General features: G+C 68.6%; 13 protein-coding genes and 1 pseudogene. 5 read left to right on the top strand and 9 right to left on the bottom strand.

From position 1 onward, the window contains the following. Positions 1-134 precede the first annotated feature (134 nt). Genes AB0N89_RS18240 through AB0N89_RS18225 form a run of 4 tightly spaced genes read left to right on the top strand, consistent with a single transcriptional unit; the run spans position 135 to position 4,688 of the window. Positions 135-1,529 (top strand): alanine racemase, encoded by a 1,395-nt coding sequence (locus AB0N89_RS18240; protein ID WP_364205809.1) that lies wholly within the window; start codon positions 135-137, stop codon positions 1,527-1,529. 29 nt (positions 1,530-1,558) lie between these two features. Then, positions 1,559-2,536, top strand: a complete 978-nt coding sequence (locus AB0N89_RS18235; protein ID WP_364205753.1) for an ornithine cyclodeaminase — start codon at positions 1,559-1,561, stop codon at positions 2,534-2,536. Continuing rightward, on the top strand, positions 2,533-3,672 hold the full coding sequence (gene hisC, locus AB0N89_RS18230; protein WP_364205751.1) for a histidinol-phosphate transaminase: 1,140 nt from the start codon (positions 2,533-2,535) through the stop codon (positions 3,670-3,672). The genes AB0N89_RS18235 and hisC overlap by 4 nt, the downstream gene beginning before the upstream one ends. Beyond that, the gene (locus tag AB0N89_RS18225; RefSeq protein WP_364205750.1) at positions 3,669-4,688 is read left to right on the top strand and encodes a cysteine synthase family protein; all 1,020 of its coding nucleotides are present in this window, start codon (positions 3,669-3,671) and stop codon (positions 4,686-4,688) included. Before hisC ends, AB0N89_RS18225 begins: the two co-directional genes overlap by 4 nt. Before the next feature lie 445 nt (positions 4,689-5,133). Here the strand turns inward: AB0N89_RS18225 and AB0N89_RS18220 are convergent, their stop codons facing one another. From AB0N89_RS18220 to AB0N89_RS18195, 6 genes are all read right to left on the bottom strand, one after another. Next, positions 5,134-6,963 (bottom strand): ABC transporter ATP-binding protein, encoded by a 1,830-nt coding sequence (locus AB0N89_RS18220; protein ID WP_364205748.1) that lies wholly within the window; start codon positions 6,961-6,963, stop codon positions 5,134-5,136. Next, the gene (locus AB0N89_RS18215; protein WP_364205746.1) at positions 6,960-8,672 is read right to left on the bottom strand and encodes an ABC transporter ATP-binding protein; all 1,713 of its coding nucleotides are present in this window, start codon (positions 8,670-8,672) and stop codon (positions 6,960-6,962) included. The genes AB0N89_RS18220 and AB0N89_RS18215 overlap by 4 nt, the downstream gene beginning before the upstream one ends. Positions 8,673-8,863: 191 nt before the next feature. Further along, positions 8,864-10,138, bottom strand: coding sequence for a TetR family transcriptional regulator (locus tag AB0N89_RS18210; RefSeq protein ID WP_364205744.1), 1,275 nt, complete (start codon positions 10,136-10,138; stop codon positions 8,864-8,866). Positions 10,139-10,148: 10 nt separating this feature from the next. Continuing rightward, positions 10,149-11,906 carry an ABC transporter ATP-binding protein gene (locus AB0N89_RS18205; protein WP_364205742.1) on the bottom strand — a complete coding sequence of 586 codons (1,758 nt, stop codon included), beginning with the start codon at positions 11,904-11,906 and terminating at the stop codon, positions 10,149-10,151. Then, positions 11,903-13,699: an ABC transporter ATP-binding protein gene (locus tag AB0N89_RS18200; protein ID WP_364205740.1), complete on the bottom strand. Its 1,797-nt coding sequence runs from the start codon at positions 13,697-13,699 to the stop codon at positions 11,903-11,905. The genes AB0N89_RS18205 and AB0N89_RS18200 overlap by 4 nt, the downstream gene beginning before the upstream one ends. 29 nt (positions 13,700-13,728) lie before the next feature. Next, positions 13,729-14,271 carry an ImmA/IrrE family metallo-endopeptidase gene (locus tag AB0N89_RS18195; RefSeq protein ID WP_364205738.1) on the bottom strand — a complete coding sequence of 181 codons (543 nt, stop codon included), beginning with the start codon at positions 14,269-14,271 and terminating at the stop codon, positions 13,729-13,731. Positions 14,272-15,098: 827 nt separating this feature from the next. Here AB0N89_RS18195 and AB0N89_RS18190 point away from each other — a divergent pair. After that, positions 15,099-15,956: a 5'-3' exonuclease H3TH domain-containing protein gene (locus AB0N89_RS18190; RefSeq protein ID WP_364205736.1), complete on the top strand. Its 858-nt coding sequence runs from the start codon at positions 15,099-15,101 to the stop codon at positions 15,954-15,956. Here the strand turns inward: AB0N89_RS18190 and AB0N89_RS18185 are convergent. The 3 genes and pseudogenes from AB0N89_RS18185 to AB0N89_RS18175 all read right to left on the bottom strand — a co-directional run. Further along, a pseudogene (locus AB0N89_RS18185) lies at positions 15,931-16,155 on the bottom strand (hypothetical protein); the annotation flags it as partial. The gene AB0N89_RS18190 and the pseudogene AB0N89_RS18185 overlap by 26 nt on opposite strands. Positions 16,156-16,275: 120 nt before the next feature. Continuing rightward, entirely contained in the window at positions 16,276-16,428 is a 153-nt protein-coding gene (locus tag AB0N89_RS18180; RefSeq protein ID WP_364205734.1) for a hypothetical protein, read from the bottom strand. A 200-nt stretch (positions 16,429-16,628) separates the two neighbouring features. Next, on the bottom strand, positions 16,629-17,117 hold the full coding sequence (locus AB0N89_RS18175; RefSeq protein ID WP_364205732.1) for a MerR family transcriptional regulator: 489 nt from the start codon (positions 17,115-17,117) through the stop codon (positions 16,629-16,631). Positions 17,118-17,155: the final 38 nt, after the last annotated feature.

Here is a 17,155-nt window from a genome sequence, read left to right as displayed (position 1 = left end):
AACAGATGACAACGATAATCACATCTAACAGCATGCGCGCGCGGAACGGAACCGGCACTCGCGAAGCCAGACGTGGCCCCGCCTTTCGCCTATTGCAAATGATAACCAATTGCAGTAGAAACCTTGGCGTGCCCATGCCTAGACAAGGACAGGGGTCCCTGCTGACCGCTGTCCGCCCCTTCCCGCTCCCCGCTCTCCGACATCCCGTCGTCTCCGCGCTCCTCGACGATCACCGGGCCCTGTTGTCCGACCTCTTGGACGGCCTGGGGTCACCTCTGCACATCGTGCTGCCGGAGGTCTTCGAGGAGAACATCGCCGGCCTCCGGCAGGCGTTCACCGAGACCGGCGCCGACGTCGACATCTTCTTCGCCAAGAAGGCGAACAAGGCAGGCTGCTTCGTCTCCTCGGCCGCCGCGCTCGACGCCGGGATCGACGCCGCCAGCGCCCCCGAACTGGTCAAAGCACTGGCAGGCGGGGTGCCCGGGCACCGGATCGGTGTCTCCGGCCCGGAAAAAGACGACGCCCTGCACTCGCTCGCCGTCCGGCACAACTGCCTGGTCGCGGTCGACTCGATCAGCGAACTCCGCAGGCTGGCCGCGACAGCGCGGCTCGCGGACCGCCGGGTCAGGGTGGTGCTGCGATCCCGCACCTCCGGCCAGCCGGGCAGCCGCTTCGGGATGGCCACCGCCGAACGCGACGCGGCGGTCGGCCTGTGCCTGGACCTCTCTGACCACGTGCGCTTCCAGGGATTCTCCTTTCATCTGAACGGTTATTCCCCTGAGGAACGGGCGACCGCGGCCAACGAAATGATCGAGCACTGCCTCGACGCCAGGCGCCGCGGCGCGCTCTCCGCCGAAGTCGTCGACATCGGCGGCGGCCTGCCGATGCGCTATGTCGAACCGCGGCTCTGGGACGAGTTCCTCCAGCAGAACGAACTCGCCCACTATCACGGAACCAAGGCCGCCAAGGGTTTCTCCTTCTACCCCTACGGCGGGCAGCCGACCGCCGAGGCCGCGCGCACGCTCATGAACCACCCCGTCGAAGGGAACGAGAGCCTGTCGGCGAAGGCGGCCCGGAACGGCATTCGTTTCATCGTCGAGCCCGGCCGGTCCATGCTGGCCCAGGCCGGCTTCACCGTGTACCGCGCACAACAGGTCGACGACCGGCGGGACACCGACGGGTACGCGATCGTCACCGTCGCGGGCAACAGCCTCAGTCTCAGCGAACCGTGGTTCAACACCGACTATCTTCCGGACCCCGTGCTGCTCTCGGCCGAGCCGAGCGCCGACGAGGTCTTCCCGGCCTGTGTCGCGGGTTCGACCTGCCTGGAAAACGACATGGTGACCTGGCGGAAGATCGGGTTCCCCCGGCCCGTGCGGACCGGTGATCTCCTGGTCTACCTCAACACGGCGGGCTACCACATGGACTTTCTCGAATCGCGGTTCCACGACGCCCCGCTGCCACGAAAGGCCGTTCTCCGGCTCGGCGACGGCGACGCCCCACCGCGCTGGCGACTGGACGGAATCTGAGCAGCCTCGAAACGAAGGAGATCTCTCGCATGTCACAGAGCTACGCCGAGCCCGGACAGCTGTGGCTGTTGCCGCAGTCCCACCAAGAAGGCCTGGACTTCGACTACGGGCAGGTGCTCGAAGTCGTCAGCGGGGCCTACCGCGCGGTCCGTGAACGCGGATCGGACAGCCCGGTCAAGACGATCATCGAAGACCAGGACGACCATTCGCTGAGCTACTCGATGGTCGCCAGGGACGCTTCCAGCGACACCGTGTGTTTCAAGGCGGTCTACGAGTTCGACCCGTGCCGACGCCGGGACGAATACCGGTTCCACTCCTTCATCTTCATCGCCGACGACACCACCGGGGCACCGATCGCGCTGATGGACGTCGTGAAACTCGGGCCATTGCGATCCTCGGCCACCAGCGCGCTGTTCGCCCGCGCGGCCTGTCCCGACGCCCGCAGCGCCCTGGTCGTCGGCACCGGCGTCCAGGGACAGATCGCCCTGCCGATGCTGCTCGCGGCGCTGCCGGATCTTGAGCGCCTGCAAGTGTTCGGCACCTACCCCGAGGGGTTGCGTGCCGTGCAGGACAGTGTCGAGGGCCGCGAGGTCGAGATCGTCGACGACCTGGAGAAGGCCGCGGGCGAAGCCGACATCCTGATCGGTACCTCCGGCCTGTCCGTGACGCAGACGGTCCAGCGGGACTGGGTGAAGCCGGGATCGATCTCCGTGCTGCTCGGCTACGGCGTGCACGACGTGTTCCACGGCGCGGACTACCGGATCGCCACCAACACCACGCAGATGCACGTCACCTGCGGAAAACTGCGCGCCCCGGACGGCAGCCTGCCCCCAGTGGACGCCGAACTACCGGACATCCTGCTCGGCGACACCCCCGCCCGCCGTGATCCCGACGACGTGGTTTTCGCCTACAACAGCGGGATGGCGGTCACCGACGCCGCACTGGGTCGTTACATCGCCGATCTCGCGCTGGCGGCGGGGCGCGGGGAAAGGGTCGGCTTCTGGTGAGCATCGGCACGTTCACGACCCGGCTCTCCTTGGTGCGCCAGGAGGTCGCGGGCCTTCCGGCCTACGATCCCGGCGCCGATCCGGACGAGGTGGCCCGCGTCAGCGGCATTTCCCGCGTGATCAAGCTGTCCAACAACGAGAGCCCGTTCGGGGTCTCCCCCGCGGTCGCCGAAGCGATGCGCCTGCGCCTGGCCGAGGGTTTCTCCCGCTATCCCGACCCCACCGGCAAACGGCTGGCCGAGGCCATCGGGCGGAACCTGGCCGTGCCGGTCGATCACGTGGTGCTCGGCAACGGTTCCGAGAACATCCTGGAACTGCTGTGCCAGGCCGTGCTCGATCCGGGCGACCTGGTCACCACCCAGGCACCGGGCTTCAGCCTGCACGAGATCTTCCCGCGCATGATGGGAGCCCGGGTCAGGAAGGTCCCGGTCACCGCCGAGTTCGGGTTCGACGCTCCCGCCTGGCGCGAGGCGCTGGCCGAGGACCCGAAACTGGTCTTCCTCGCCAACCCGTGCAATCCGACCGGCGCGATGCTCAGCACCGTGGAGCTGGAAGACGTCGTGGCGGGCACACCGGAGACGGCCTTGCTGGTACTTGACGAGGCCTACTGCGAATTCGCCCGGCCCGATCCCGCGTACCCCGACGGGCTGGCGGTGCTGCGCGGGCAGGACCGCCCGTGGATCGTGTTGCGCACCTTTTCCAAGGCCTACGGTCTGGCGGGCATCCGGGTGGGCTACGGCGTCGCCTCGGACGCCGATCTGGTTCAGGCCTTGAACCGGGTTCGCACTCCCTACAACGTCAATCAGCTCGCACAGGAGGCCGCTGTCGCGGCGCTGGACGATCACGAACACTTGGCGGACACGGTCCGCCGGACCCGTCTCGAAATCGGCAGGGTCGCGGATCGGTTGCGCGACGCGGGTTTCCGCGTGGCACCGTCCTCGGCCAACTTCCTGTTCGTCGACACGGGCCACAGCTCCGACCGGGTGACCCGGGAACTTCACCGCGCCGGAATCATCGTCAAGGCGTGGCGCGAACCGGGATACGAGACCTTCATCCGGGCCTCACTGTCGACCCCCGAAGAGAACGACGTCTTCGTCAGGTGCCTGACGGAGATCCGCGCGAAGGGCAATCCATGATCAAGGACAGGGTGTCCGACCTGGTCGGGCGAACGCCGCTGATCAGACTGGCGGTGGCGGACGGGGCCGGAACCGTCCTGCTGAAGATGGAGCAGTACAACCCCACCGGCACCGCCAAGATCCGGATGGCCAGGAACATGGTCGACGAAGCCGAGGAACAGGGTCTGCTCGCCCCTGGCGGCTGGCTGGTCGAGGCCACCTCCGGCAACACCGGGATCGGCTTGGCACTCATCGCCGCGGAACGTGGGTACAAGTTCACCGCCGTGGTGGACAACCACGCCAGTGTCGACAAGCTGCGCGGCATGCTCGCCTACGGCGCCGAACTGCTCAACGTCTCCGGAGACGAGGAAGGGCTCGCGACCGCCGCCCGGTACGCCACGGCCCGCCGGCTGGCAGCCGAGCACGGCGCCTTCCTGACCGGCCAGGACAGCAATCCGGGGAATCCCAACGGCTACCGGCCGCTCGCCCGCGAGCTGCACGACGACTTGGGCAAGGACATCGACTATCTGTACGGCGCGGTCGGCACCGGTGGTTCGCTCAGTGGCACCGGGGGTCTCCTGCGGGAGCTCGTCCCGGACCTGAAGATCATCGGTGTCGAGCCGGTGGGCTCCGTCAACTTCGGCGGGGAACAGGCGCCTTACCACCAATCCGGCACCGGGACGCCGGAAATCTCGGAGATCTGCGAGGTTCTCGACTACGACGTGATCGACGAGGGGATCAAGGTCAGCGATTCGGAGGCCTTCGAGACTTGTCGTTACCTGGCAAGGAACTTCGGCATCCTGATCGGCGGTTCGGCGGGCGGCGTGGTCTACAAGGCCCTGGAGCGGGCCCGGACCGTAGGACCCGAGACCACCATCGTCGTGCTGGTGTGCGACGGTGGCGAGCGGTACCTCGACACCGTGTTCAACGACGCCTGGATGGCGGCGAACGGCTTGTTCGACCCGCAGGTCACCGCTTGGCTCGCTTCGATGCTGCCGCACGCCCGAGCCGGCAGGACGCCTGCCGAAGTCCACTGATCCACCGGTAACCGAGATCGCCCGTTCACCGATGTGAACGGGCGATCTCGGTTTTGAGCGGTTCGCCGCTGGTGATCCGGTGCGGCGCACGGGCCGTGGTGCGTCTCCACCGGCGCAGTGTGCTGTCCACAAGGGACAGCAAATTCCGATCACGTGCCCGACTTGTTCGAGGGTAAGGCAAAGGTGTCCCCTTCACCCCGGGGCTTGCGGTCCTTGTGGGTGGCGAAGTCGCGGAGGTGTCGCGAAAGCCACTTTCGCGACATCGGTTGTCCTGAAAGTGGCTTTCGCGACACCCAAGTCGTGTATGCGGGCGAGCGACAGAGCACGCATATTTGGCTTACCCTCTCGGGGTCGTGACTGGATAAAGCGCGTTAGAACGACACTTGCCACTCACAACCACCTGTACCGAGCTGCTCGGCGGCCCCCTTGCCGGACGCGGTGCCGGTCAGGAAACGTCCTGCTCGATGAACCCTTCGAGTTGCGAGGCCAGCAACTCGACATAGGCGCCGTTGAGCACGAGGAGTTCTTCGTGGGTCCCGGTTTCGGCGACCCGTCCCTCGGAGATCACGACGATCCGATCCGCGGTGCGGATGGTGGAGAGCCGGTGGGCAATGACCAGGGTGGTGCGGCCGTGCCGGGCCTCGTCCATCGCCTCGGTCACCGCTTGTTCGCTGGCGGCGTCGAGGTTCGACACCGCCTCGTCCATCACCAGGATGGGAGCATCCTTCAGCAGGGCGCGGGCGATCGCGATCCGTTGCCGCTGCCCGCCAGACATGAGCGCGCCGAGTTCGCCGGCGACGGTGTCGTAGCCGTCCGGCAAGGTGGTGATGAATTCGTGCGCCTGCGCGGCCCGGGCGGCGGTTTCGACCTCTTCGTCGGAGGCGTCGGCGCGGCCGAGGCGGATGTTGTCCCGCAGACTGGTGTTGAACAGGAAGGTGTCCTGCGGCACCAGGGTCATCAGGCCACGCAGGTCCTCCTGCGGGAAGTCGCGGACATCGTGTCCACCGACGGAAACCGACCCGTCGGTCACGTCCCAGAAGCGCAGCAGCAGGTTGGCACAGGTCGACTTCCCCGCACCGGAACGTCCGACCAGTGCGACGGTTTCTCCGGGACGGATCTCGAAGTCGATCTCCCGCACAGCGGGACTCAGGTCACTGCGGTACGCGAAAGTCACGTCCGTGAAGCGGACGTGCGGCACGATCGGCCCTTCAGGCGGCCGGCTGACCAGGTCGGTGACCGGGGCGGGCGCGTCGAGCAGCGTGTTGATGCGGTCCGCCGACGACGCGACCATGGACAGCTCGCGCGCGACCTCGGTCACTTTCAGCACCGGCAGCATCGCCATCCCGGCGAGCACGACGGCGACCGGGAAGAGCGAGCGGTCGAGTTCACCCTCGATGACGAGCCACGCGCCCAGGACGAGCACCAGGAGTATGCCCAGGAGGGCGATGGTGTCCGTGGCGGCGTACTCGATGCCGCTGCGGCGCCCGTGCGCGGACTTCGCCTTCGCCAGCCGGGCACTCTGCTTGCGCAGCAGCCCGAGCCGCTGGGCGTGGGCGCCGAAGTTCACGAGTTCGCGCAGGCCCTGGAAGGTGTCGGTGCTGTCGGCGCTCATCCGGCCGAGGGAGTCACGCAACTCGTTCCCGTGCAGCTCGGCCTGGCGCCGCAACCATGCCGGGACCGACGCGAGCAAGATCAGGATCGGCACCAGGACGCAGGCCAGGGACCAGTGGAACCACCCCAGCGCGACGGTGGTGGCCACCGGAACGGTCGACGCGACGGCCAGCGGGCTGAGGGTGTGCGCGAAGAACAGCTCGATCTGCTCGACGTCCGAGACCGCGGCCGAGCCGAGGTCACCGGAGCGCCGTTCGAGCATGTACCCGGGCGAGAGCCGTTCGAAGGCGGCGAACACCTTGGCCCGGGTGTCGGCCAGGGCTCGAAAGGCTGCGACGTGGGCGTAGGTGCTGTCGGCGATGCTCAGGACGACCAGCGGAAGGATCAGGCAGCCGAGCGTGATCAGCCAGCCCGTGAGCTGATCCAGAGAGGCTCCCGAGGCTGCCCGCGCCACGACGTAAGCGCCGATTCCGGACGAGGCGAGCAGGAGCAGCTGGTGCAGCACTCCCGCCAGGTAGGCCACCGTGATGAGCCTGCGGTGCTCGCCCAAGAGCGGCATCAGGCTCCGCAGCCTGGCGACGAGCGACAGGCCGGACCCTGGCGCGCCCGCGGCGCCGTGCCCGTGAGAGTGGCCGTGGCCGTGCTCGTGGATGGTCGAGGTCATGCCGGCACTCCAGTCTGGGTCGCGACGAGTTCCGCGTAAAGGCCCTTGCGTGCCAACAGATCCGGGTGACTGCCGAACTCGACCACCCGGCCGGAGTCCATCACCACGATCCGGTCGGCGTCGCGCACCGTGGACAGCCGGTGCGCGATGATGATCGTCGTGCGGCCGCGGGTCAGGTCACCGATCGCCTGGGTGATCTCGGCTTCGTTGGCGGCGTCGATGGCCGACGTCGGCTCGTCGAGGACGAGCACGGGAGCGTCTTTGAGCAGGGCACGCGCGATCGCGATGCGCTGCCGCTCGCCACCGGACAGCTTCAGGCCGCGTTCGCCGACGATCGTGTCGAAGCCCTGGGGCAGGCGCGCGATGAAATCGGCCGCCTGAGCCGCCGTCACCGCACGACGGATCTCCTCGTCGGTGGCGTCCGGTTTCGCGAGCAGCAGATTCTCCCGAACCGTGCCGTGGAACAGATAGGTGTCCTGCGCCACGACCCCGATCAGTGATCGCAGGTGCGCCAGCGGGAACTCCGAGATCTCACGGCCGTCGACGCGGATGGAGCCCGCGTCCACGTCGAAGTAGCGCATCATCAGACCCAGCACAGTGCTCTTTCCCGCGCCGGAACGACCGACGATGGCCACCCGCTCCCCTGGCGCGACGTTCAGGTTGAACCCGTCCAGCGCCGGGACTTTCCGGGTCGGATAGCAGAACCGGAGATCGCTGAACTCCAGGCCGGGCGGATTCTGCCGCAGCTCCGGGGCCGTCTCCGCCGTGTCCCGCGCGTCCGGCTCCAGGCGCAGCACGTCGGCGACCGCGCGTCCGGCCGGGATGGCGTAGTACGCCGAGTGGTAGGCCGCTTCAAGCTCGGTCATGGGCCGGAAAGTCTCGCGGGTCAGCATCAGGATCGTGAACAGCCCCGCGACGCTCACCGCGCCGGTCGCCGCGTGCCAGGCCCCCAGGCCCACGGCGGCCGCCGTGCCGATCGGCACCATCAGCGCGCCGATGCTCGATGTGCCGCACCAGGCGATCATCAGCCGGATGGAGTCCCGGCAGAACGCCTCACCCCGTTCGACCATCTCCCGGCCGCGCCTGCCACTGGCGTTGAACGCCTTAAGCGTGCCCATCCCCTGCACCGCGTCCAGGCTTTCGGAATACATGCCGCGGTAGGACACCATCCAACGGCCACCGCGTTCCCTGATCGCGTTTTCCCCGAACAACTTCGACATCGGCGCCAGCAGAGCACACACGAGCACGACCAGACCCACCACCGGATCGACCGCGATCACGTACACCGAAGCCAGGCAGGACCCCAGCACGGACGCCACCACGGCGGGCACGAACCGGCCGACCAGCGGGTCGAGCAGTTCCACCGAGTCCACCAATGTCGACTGAAGATCGCCGGTGCGCATCCGCTGTGCCTGACCGGGCCCGATCTCCATCAGTTTGAGCGTCAGGCCTTCACGCACGGCCTCCTTCACCCGCGCCGACACCTTGGGCGCCCACCAGTCCCGCAGGACGATCAGGCCGATGCGGGCCAGCTGCAGCACGCCGATCACGGCCAGCGACGCCAGCAGCCCACCGATGTCACCCGAGGAGAACGCCTTCGACAGCAGGTCCGCGATCAGCAGGCCTTGACCGACATACGTGGCCGTGATGAGCAACATCAACCCGACGAGCCCGGCTATCTCCACCCAGGCTCGCGGACGCAAGCCCACGAATAACTTGATCGTCGACCACACGGCCGCACCTCCACAAAGTCTCGTTCACTCTCGCCGGACTCGCCCCGCAAAGCCTACAATGAAAACCGTTATCAATATCAGTCGGGTACGCGCTCCCCGCGCGGATCCACGACACGGCATGCGTCAACCTTATTGATAATGATATTCATGTCAAGGTGCAGCGGGCCTCAGCTCACGCCGTGGCGGCGGAGCAAGGCGTCGACGAGCAGTGTCAGATCTTCACGAGGCCGGTCGGGCCGCGGCTCGGTGGCCTGGACGACCCGGCTGATCGCCGGTGATTCCGCGCTGTGCATGAGCCGCATCGCGAAGGTTTCGGGTTGCGCGGTGGCGAGCGCCGATCCGAACACGTGGTCCCAGATCGTCCTGGACGCGGCGGCGATCGCCGAGTCCGGCACCCCCGCCTTGCGCAAAGCTTCGAAGACCCGTTCCAGCACGGGAAGGATGAGCGGCCCGGCCAGCCCGTCGACAGCGAGCGCGGGCACGGCCCAGGGGTCGGCGCGCAGCGCCTCGTGCACGGCGAGGGCGAGCGCCACCACTTCGTCCCGGGGTTCGGAGACCGGTGCCGGTACGACGATGTCTTCGGCGACGGCGTCGAGCATGGCGACGATGAGGCCGTCGCGGTCGCCGATCTCCCGGTACACCGCGTGAAGCCGGGCTCGCAGCCGGTCCGCGACGGCGTGCACGGTGACCGCGCCCAGTCCGTGCTCGCGAGCCAGTTCCCTGCCCTGGGCCACGATCGCGGCCCGGCCGGGTTCCCGGTCCGCGGCAGGCAACGGCTCGGGCGCGGCGACCGGGCCGCCGATCCGCGCCGCGAGCCCGTCGAGCAGGACGGCGACCTTTTCCGTGAGCCAGCCACGGCCCTGCAACGCCGACTCGTCCAGGACGTCCGCGCCGGCCAGCGCCGCGAACGACTCCGCGTACAGCTCGCGCAGGCTGCGCTTTCCGCGCGGCGTGTCGAACGTGCGGGCGAGGCCGCGCATGGCGATCTCGGTGGCCACCGTGAGATCGGCGACGAAGTCGACCGCGAGCACGGCGTCCCGCGCGCTCAGCCCCTCTTCGCGCAGCCGGTTCCCGTAGGTGCTTGCCAGTTCGGTGACCCGCGGGGGAAGCCCCGGTGCCTGCTGGATCGTCTCCGCCATACCCGGGTGGGTTTCCAGGAACCGCCACAGCGCGTCGGCGAACGCTTCCAGCAGCGCCCGCCACGGGCGATCCGCATTCGGCCACTCGAACTCGCGGACGGCGAGGTCGAGTGCGGCGAGCGCGAGGTCGTCGCGGTCGTGGACGTACCGGTAGAGCGTCGAATGGCTCACCCCGAGCCGCCGGGCCACGGCGGGCATCGACGCGGTCAGCACGCCTTCGGCCAGCGCGGCGCGTGCCACGTCGTCGCGGCTCAGGGTCGGTGCCGGGCCGGGTTTGCGGCCGAGCCGTCGCGGTGCGGTCATGGCCACGACGCTATCCGGCCGTCAGCCGCCATCCCTTCGCTCGGTCACGCTCGGCCCAGAACGCGGCGTACCGGCCACCGGCGGCCAGCAGTTCCTCGTGCGTGCCGCGCTCGGCAACGGCGCCGCCGTCGAGCACGACGATCTGGTCCGCGGCGACCACGGTCGGCAGCCGATGGGCGATCACCAGCAGCGTCGAGCGGCTCATCAGGGTCCGCAGCGCGGCACGCACGTACCGCTCGTTCTCCGCGTCGAGCGCGGCCGTCGCCTCGTCGAGCAGCACGATGGGCGCGTTCTTGACGATGGCGCGGGCGATCGAGACGCGCTGGCGCTCGCCGCCGGACAACGCTGTGCCGCCCTCGCCGACCCGGGTGGCGAAGCCTTGCGGGAGCCGGCTGACGATCTCGTCCACACCGGCGAGCCGGGCGGCGTCGCGCACTTCGGCGTCGGTCGCGCCGGGGCGGCCCGCACGGATGTTGGCTTCCAGGGTGTCGTCGAACAGGTAGACATCCTGGAACACCATGGCGACCTGGGCCATCAGGTCTTCGGTGCGCTGCTCGCGCACGTCCGCGCCGCCCACCCGGACGACACCGGCGTCGCTGTCCCAAAAGCGGGCGATCAGCCGCGTCACCGTCGTCTTCCCGGAGCCGGACGCGCCGACGAGCGCCGTCATCGTCCGGGGCGCGACGGTGAACGACACGTCGTCGAGCACGGGCCGCTCCGTCGTGTACCCGAACCGGACTCCCGACAGCTCGATCTCCCCCGGTCGCGGCAGCGCGGCCGTCGTATCCGGCTCGGCAAGGGGAGTCTCTTCCAGCACGGCCGCGATCCGGCGGACGTCGTTGTGCGCCATGCGGACCGCGCCGGAGAGCGCGGACAGCTCGGCCAGCGGCCCGGTGAACCGCGCGGCCAGGGCCAGCACGGCGACGAGCACGATCGCGTCGGCCGAGCCGCCCAGCGCGAGGAGCACCCCGACGACGATGAGCACCGTGAACGCCAGCTGCGTCGCGAAGCCGCCCGCCAGGATTCCCGGCACCGACAGCCACATCGCCTTGCGGCCGACGCGATGCTGTTCGGTGATCGCGTCGTCGAGCGGCGCGTGCCCCCGTGCGCCGCGGCCGAACGCCCGCAGCGTGCGCTGGTGACGCGCGAATTCGACGACGCGGTTCGCGGCGGTCACGGCGGCCGCGTCGGCCAGCTCGTCGCCCTTGCCGACCAGCCGTCCGGACCAGGCGAACACCAGGGACAGCAGCGGCGCGGTGACGAGCATCGCGACCGCGAGCCGCCAGTCGAAGAAGAATGTCGCGAGCGCGATCGTCGCCGGGGTGACCGCGCCGGTCACCAGCGGGGTCAGCAGGTGCGCGAACAGGCCGCCCACCATCATCGTGCCGCTGGTGACGATCCTGGAGAGCCTGCCGACCTTCTCCGTGGTGAACCACCCGACGGGCAGCGCACCGACGTGGTCGCCGACCCGCTCGTGCATGGTCTCCAGCACGATGATCGCGACCGCGAACCCCTTCATCGCCTGCACGTAGTTGGCCACGCAGGTCACGACGACGGCGGCGGCCAGCGCGCCGAGCCAGGACAGCGCGGCGCCGAGGTCGCCTGCGAGCAGCTCCCGCAGCACCGGAACCAGCAGCGCGGCCGCGATCCCTTGCAGTACCCCGAAAGCTGTGACCCACCCGAGATAGATTCGCAGGGCCCGGCGATTCTCCGGCCCGAGGATGGCTTCGAGGTCACGCAGCAGCGGACGCAGGTTCACGCCGGTCACTTCCCTTCGCTTGCTTGGGCTGCCCACAGCCGGGCGTACGCGCCGTCGCGGGTCAGGAGTTCCGTGTGGGTGCCCTGCTCGGTGACGGTCCCGCCGTCGAGCACGACGATCCGGTCGGCGGCGGTGATAGTCGACAGCCGGTGGGCGATCACCAGCAGTGTCCGGCCCCGCGCCAGCTCCGAGAGCGCGTCCTGCACGGCCGCTTCCGATTCCGGGTCGGCGTGGGCGGTGGCCTCGTCGAGGACGAGCACCGGGGTGTCGGCGAGCAGAGCGCGGGCGATCGCGACGCGCTGTGCTTCGCCGCCGGAGAGCTGCGCGCCAACGGTGCCGTAGCCTTCGGGCAAGTCCAGGATCCGGTGGTGGATCTGCGCCGCGGTCGCCGCGGCGCGCACGTCGTCGTCGGTGGCCTCGGGCCTGCCGAGCCGGATGTTGTCGGCGATGCTGCCGTGCACGAGGGCGACGTCCTGCAGCACGAAACCCACCCATCGGTACAGCTCGCCGGGCTCGATGTCGCGGACGTCCACGCCGCCGATGCGCACGGCACCGCCTGCCACGTCGAAGAATCTCGGCAGCAACGTGGCAAGCGTCGACTTGCCCGAACCGGACGGGCCGACGAGCGCGGTCACCGTGCCCGGGCGAAGCTCCAGCGACACGCCTTTGAGCACGTCGGTGTCGCCGTCGTAGCTGAACCGCACGTCGTCGAACTCGACGCGGTTGCCCTCCGGGGTTCGTGGGTTCGCCGGGACGGGCAGGGAGGGGGTGCCCAGGAGTTCGTGCAGCCGGAGCGCGGCGGTCGCGGCGGTGCGGCGCTCTTCGCCGCCGAAGCCCAGCGCCATCACCGTCGTCGGGAGCACCATGGCGACGAGCACCCCGGTCATCGCCTCGACCGGTGTCACCCAGCCCGCGTCGGTGAACCACAGCACGCCCAGCAGGCTCACCAGCCCGACGACCGGCGCGGAGACGAACATCGAACTGATCGCCTCCAGCCGCAGCATCGGACGTACCCAGTCCGCGTAGAACCGGCCGAACTCGCCCGCCGCCCGGTGGTAGGTCTCGTGCGCCCGCCGGGCACGGCCGAACGCCTTCACCACGCTGATCCCGGTGACGAACTCGACGACGGCGGAGCTGATCCGGCCCATCGCCGCGTTCATCAGCGCCATCTTCTCCTGGTAGCCCCGCATCATCCACGCGTAGGCCGCGCCGTAGAACGGCAGCGTCACGACCGCGAGCAGGGCGAGGCGCCAGTCGAGCCAGACCAGGTAGCCCAGCCCGCCCAGGGGCAGGACCACCGCCGCGGTCATTTCCACCGAGTGGTGCGCGACGAGGTGGTGCAGGTCGGCGATGTCGTTCTGCGCCGCCTTGCGCACCGTGCCCGACGAGTTCTCGGAGAACCAGCCCAGCGGCACACCGGAGAGCCGGCGCACGATCCGCCTGCGCAGAATCGCCTGCAGGTCGACGTCCGCGAAGTGCGTGACGGTGAGCGCCACCCCGATCAGCAGCCCGCGAGCCCCCAGGCCGGCGACCACGAGCCAGGCCACCGTGATCACCGCACCGCGGTCCAGCGGCCCACCGGCGGTCAGCAGAGTGCCCAGCTCGGCGAGCGCCACGAACGGCACCAGCGACGCGAGCGCCCCCACAGCCGCGAGCACCATCGCGAAACGGATACGCCAGATCACCGGGCGTCGCAGCTCCTTCAGCGCGGCGGCCGCCTGTTTGGCGCGTTCGCCCGCGGACGGCTCGCCGGAGTGCCGCGTGGCGATGTCGACTTCGGGGGCCAGCTCTGTCGCGGTCATGCCCGGCAGTCTAAGACAGGCTGTCTTGGTTAGGTAAGCCTCAATTTATCTTGGCCGGACCCTCGTTGACGATCACGAAGTCGAGATCGGCTGCCGCTGCCGTAGCCGCGCTGTTCGGCGCACGCCTTGCCCCGCCGATCTACTGGGGCGAGGAGTTCGGATGGACGTGTCATCCGCGATCCCGCCGGCTGGTGGGACGCCGTCCACCGGTCTGACCTGGGGCGGCGTGGCACTACCCGCTCGCGATCGTCGGATACCGAGTTCGAGAACGTCGGGGTGGGTCTCGTCGTGTGGACGACGTCGTTCGTGTGCCTCCGGAACGCCTTGCGACCGAAGGCTTCGCGGCTCTGGACGCGTTCGGGTCCTTGGTGCATGGCGAGGTGGCCGAGTTCGCGGGCCGCGTCGAACCGCTGCCGTTCAGCGGTTTTGCCGGCGTCGATGAAACGAACGGCTCGTTCTCCATGCAGAAGGAGAAGGCGTCGACGTCGCGGACCTCCTGAACGAGGGAGAACACGCGGACACCGCGGGCTTCGAGCAAGCCTGGTGCCGGTCAGCGCTCGCTCATGGTTCACGCATGCCGAGCTTTCACAACTGCGGTGCGCAGGTCGAAGACTACGTCGCGCATGAGGCCGGTGGCGTTAACGCCGGTATCCGTCGTGAGTCCGACGGTACGGCCCTCCACCAATGAGCCGGGCTACTGATCACGGCCCGGCGTACACAGGCTGCTCAGGCGTGGAGGGCGTTGGCGAGGGTGATGTGCACGGTCAGCACGCCGTCGAGGCCGGTGCGGCTGATCGTGAGACGGGCCGCGCCCGCGGCCACCACACTCACCGTGCTGCCCGCTGACGAGCACGTCGTATGTCCAGCTGCGCCAGCAGCTCCGCAAGACCAGGAGCGTGCACGCCTTCGCCCGCGTGCTCCCCCAGGTGATCTGCTTGGCATTCGAACACGGCCCCCACCATCGTGCTCACAGCCGACACAACCGGATCGCGCCGGTCCCCCACCGTCATCGTCCACACCAACCGGCAACGCGACCGCCCCAAGGCGTCTGGACCAAGCAACAGAACCCGGCATCTGCGAGCCCGAGAAGAGCCCGAGAAGTCTGAAACAGTCCGACACCAGGCGACACACCCCGACACAGCGGCTGCCCCGCGACCAGACGAAAAGGTCTTGTCCGGCATTACTCGACACCATCCGACACGCCCAGGTGCCGACTCTTAACCAGCTGGTTTCCAAGGGCAAACGAGCGGAACATGCGCACTAGGCTGTGAACACGGCCCCGGGAGCAGCTTCTCGCGGATCCGCTACGCTACGCACAGCTATCCAGGGCTGCGTATTACCGCTCGCGGGACTATCTGCCCACCACAGTCGCCGAGACATTCGTAAAGGCGGTGCGGTGATGCCTGCTGGTGTCCCTTTGCTCCTGATTGACGGTCACAACTTGCTCTGGCGCGCGGCGTTTGGGTTCCCCGCCGCGATCCTCTCCCGCGACAAAACCCGCGATCTCACCGCCGAGTTCGGGTTCTTTGCCCTGCTCCGCGTCGCGATCCGCGAGGAGATACCCGAACCACCCGAGGTCCTCGTCGTGTTCGACGGCGAACACGGCGCCGCTGGCCGCAAGGACAGCGACGCCGACTACAAAGCCAACCGCGTCCTCGACGAAGCCGCCCTCAAACCCCTGCGCGCGATCCCCCACGTCCAGCAGGCCCTGACCGGCTACGGCATCCACTGGATCGAGATCGACACCGCCGAAGCCGACGACGTCATCGCCACCCTCGTCGCCACCACCCGCGAACACGAACCCAGCCGCCGCGTCTGGATCATGTCCGGCGACCGCGACTTCTACCAACTCGTCGACGAGCACGTCCACGCGCTCAACACCGTCATGAAACGCGGCCGACGGCACATCGGCCCCGCCGAGGTCACCAAACGCTACAACATCACCCCCACGCAATGGCCCGACTTCTGCGCCCTCAAAGGCGACCCCGCCGACAACATCCCCGGCGTGCACGGGATCGGCGAAGGCACGGCGGCCACGCTCCTGGCAGGCGGGCTGCACCTCGACCAGCTCCCGGACTCCGGACGGCTAATCGGTGCGAGGAACGCCAAGGTCTCCGAGACCTGGGCGCAAGTACTCGCCTGGCGCGAACTCATCCGGATGCGCACCGACCTCACACTCCCACACCAGCCCACCGGTGATCCCACGCGAGAACTGCCCAAGCCCGCCGACGTCATCGAGAAACTCGGGCTCTGGTGAGCACCATGCCCTTCGACGCTCCGGCGTCCGTGCTGACCGTGATGGCCCACCCCGACGACGCCGAACTCTGGGCCGGCGGAACCCTCGCACGCTGCAGCGCCTCCGGGGCCGCCGTCACCATCGCCGTCCCGCACCACACCCTGGCGTCCCGATCCCGCGGGACGTCGATCTCGACCGGGCCGACGTCAGTCAGCACGGTCTTCGAGCGGGTGCCGTTGCGCGAGTTACCGGTCCCACGACCGGCTGGGTCGCGCTTGTCTTAGCCGAGGTGATCGGTGATCTCGCCCTCGAGCGCGGACTCCAGCAGCCGCTTGGTCAGCTACTGCAACACCCCGCCCTCGCCGGTCAGCGTCAGCCCACTGGCCTTGGCGCGGCTCAGCAGCTGCGCGACGAGCTGCTCATCCAGGCCGTCCAAGCCGGTCGCGGGCTTCGGGTCCTCAGCGTTCTCCACGCCGGACATCATGTCGGTCATCAGGTGCACTTCCATGATCGGGAGTGACACCGAACGTTTTACAGTCCCTCCGTGCAGTTCAACACGAACATCGCCGCCGAACCGGAGCTTAGGTCATACCGTCAGGTCACCGCGTGGATCCGGGTGACTTTCCGACTGTTCGATCGGGGCGGCGTCAGAGCTCACCGCCTGCCAAGCAGTGCGGCATTTTCTGCGAGTTCCTACGGCTTTCGGTCGTCGGAGTCGCCGGCGTGGTTCGCGCGGGTGTCGAGCTCGGCTATGCGGTTGGCGCCGAGTGCGGCGTCGACGGTGTCCTCCAGTTGTGCTCGCACTATGGGACAGTCTCGAATGGGGTTGTCGCGGGGACAAGTGAGCAGGTGTTCGAGAACGTGTTGTGCCGCGCGGAGCCGCTCTATCTGATGGTTCATCACGCGGATGGATTCGGCCACGACGTGCCGGGGCCCACTGCTCGGTGAGTTGTCGGTGCTCGGCGGGTTGTCGGCGAGTGCGGCCGAGGTGTCCGCCAGACTCATCATCCCGTCGTGGTGAAGCAGTTGGACGAGCGCGAGTCGGCGTAGCTCGTCCCGACCGTAGACGCGGACGGCCCCCCGTCGCCCGGTCGGGTGTAGCAGACCAACCTGGTCGTAGTAGCGCAGCGCCGAGACGGCGATACCGAAGCACCGTGCTACCTCGCTGATCGAGTAGTCCACATCACCATGATCGCAGGTTGCGCTCAAGTCCACTTGAG

The sequence above is a fragment of the Amycolatopsis sp. NPDC089917 genome, assembly GCF_040684635.1.
Taxonomy (GTDB): domain Bacteria; phylum Actinomycetota; class Actinomycetes; order Mycobacteriales; family Pseudonocardiaceae; genus Amycolatopsis.
This window is presented reverse-complemented; position numbering and strand designations above follow the sequence as displayed.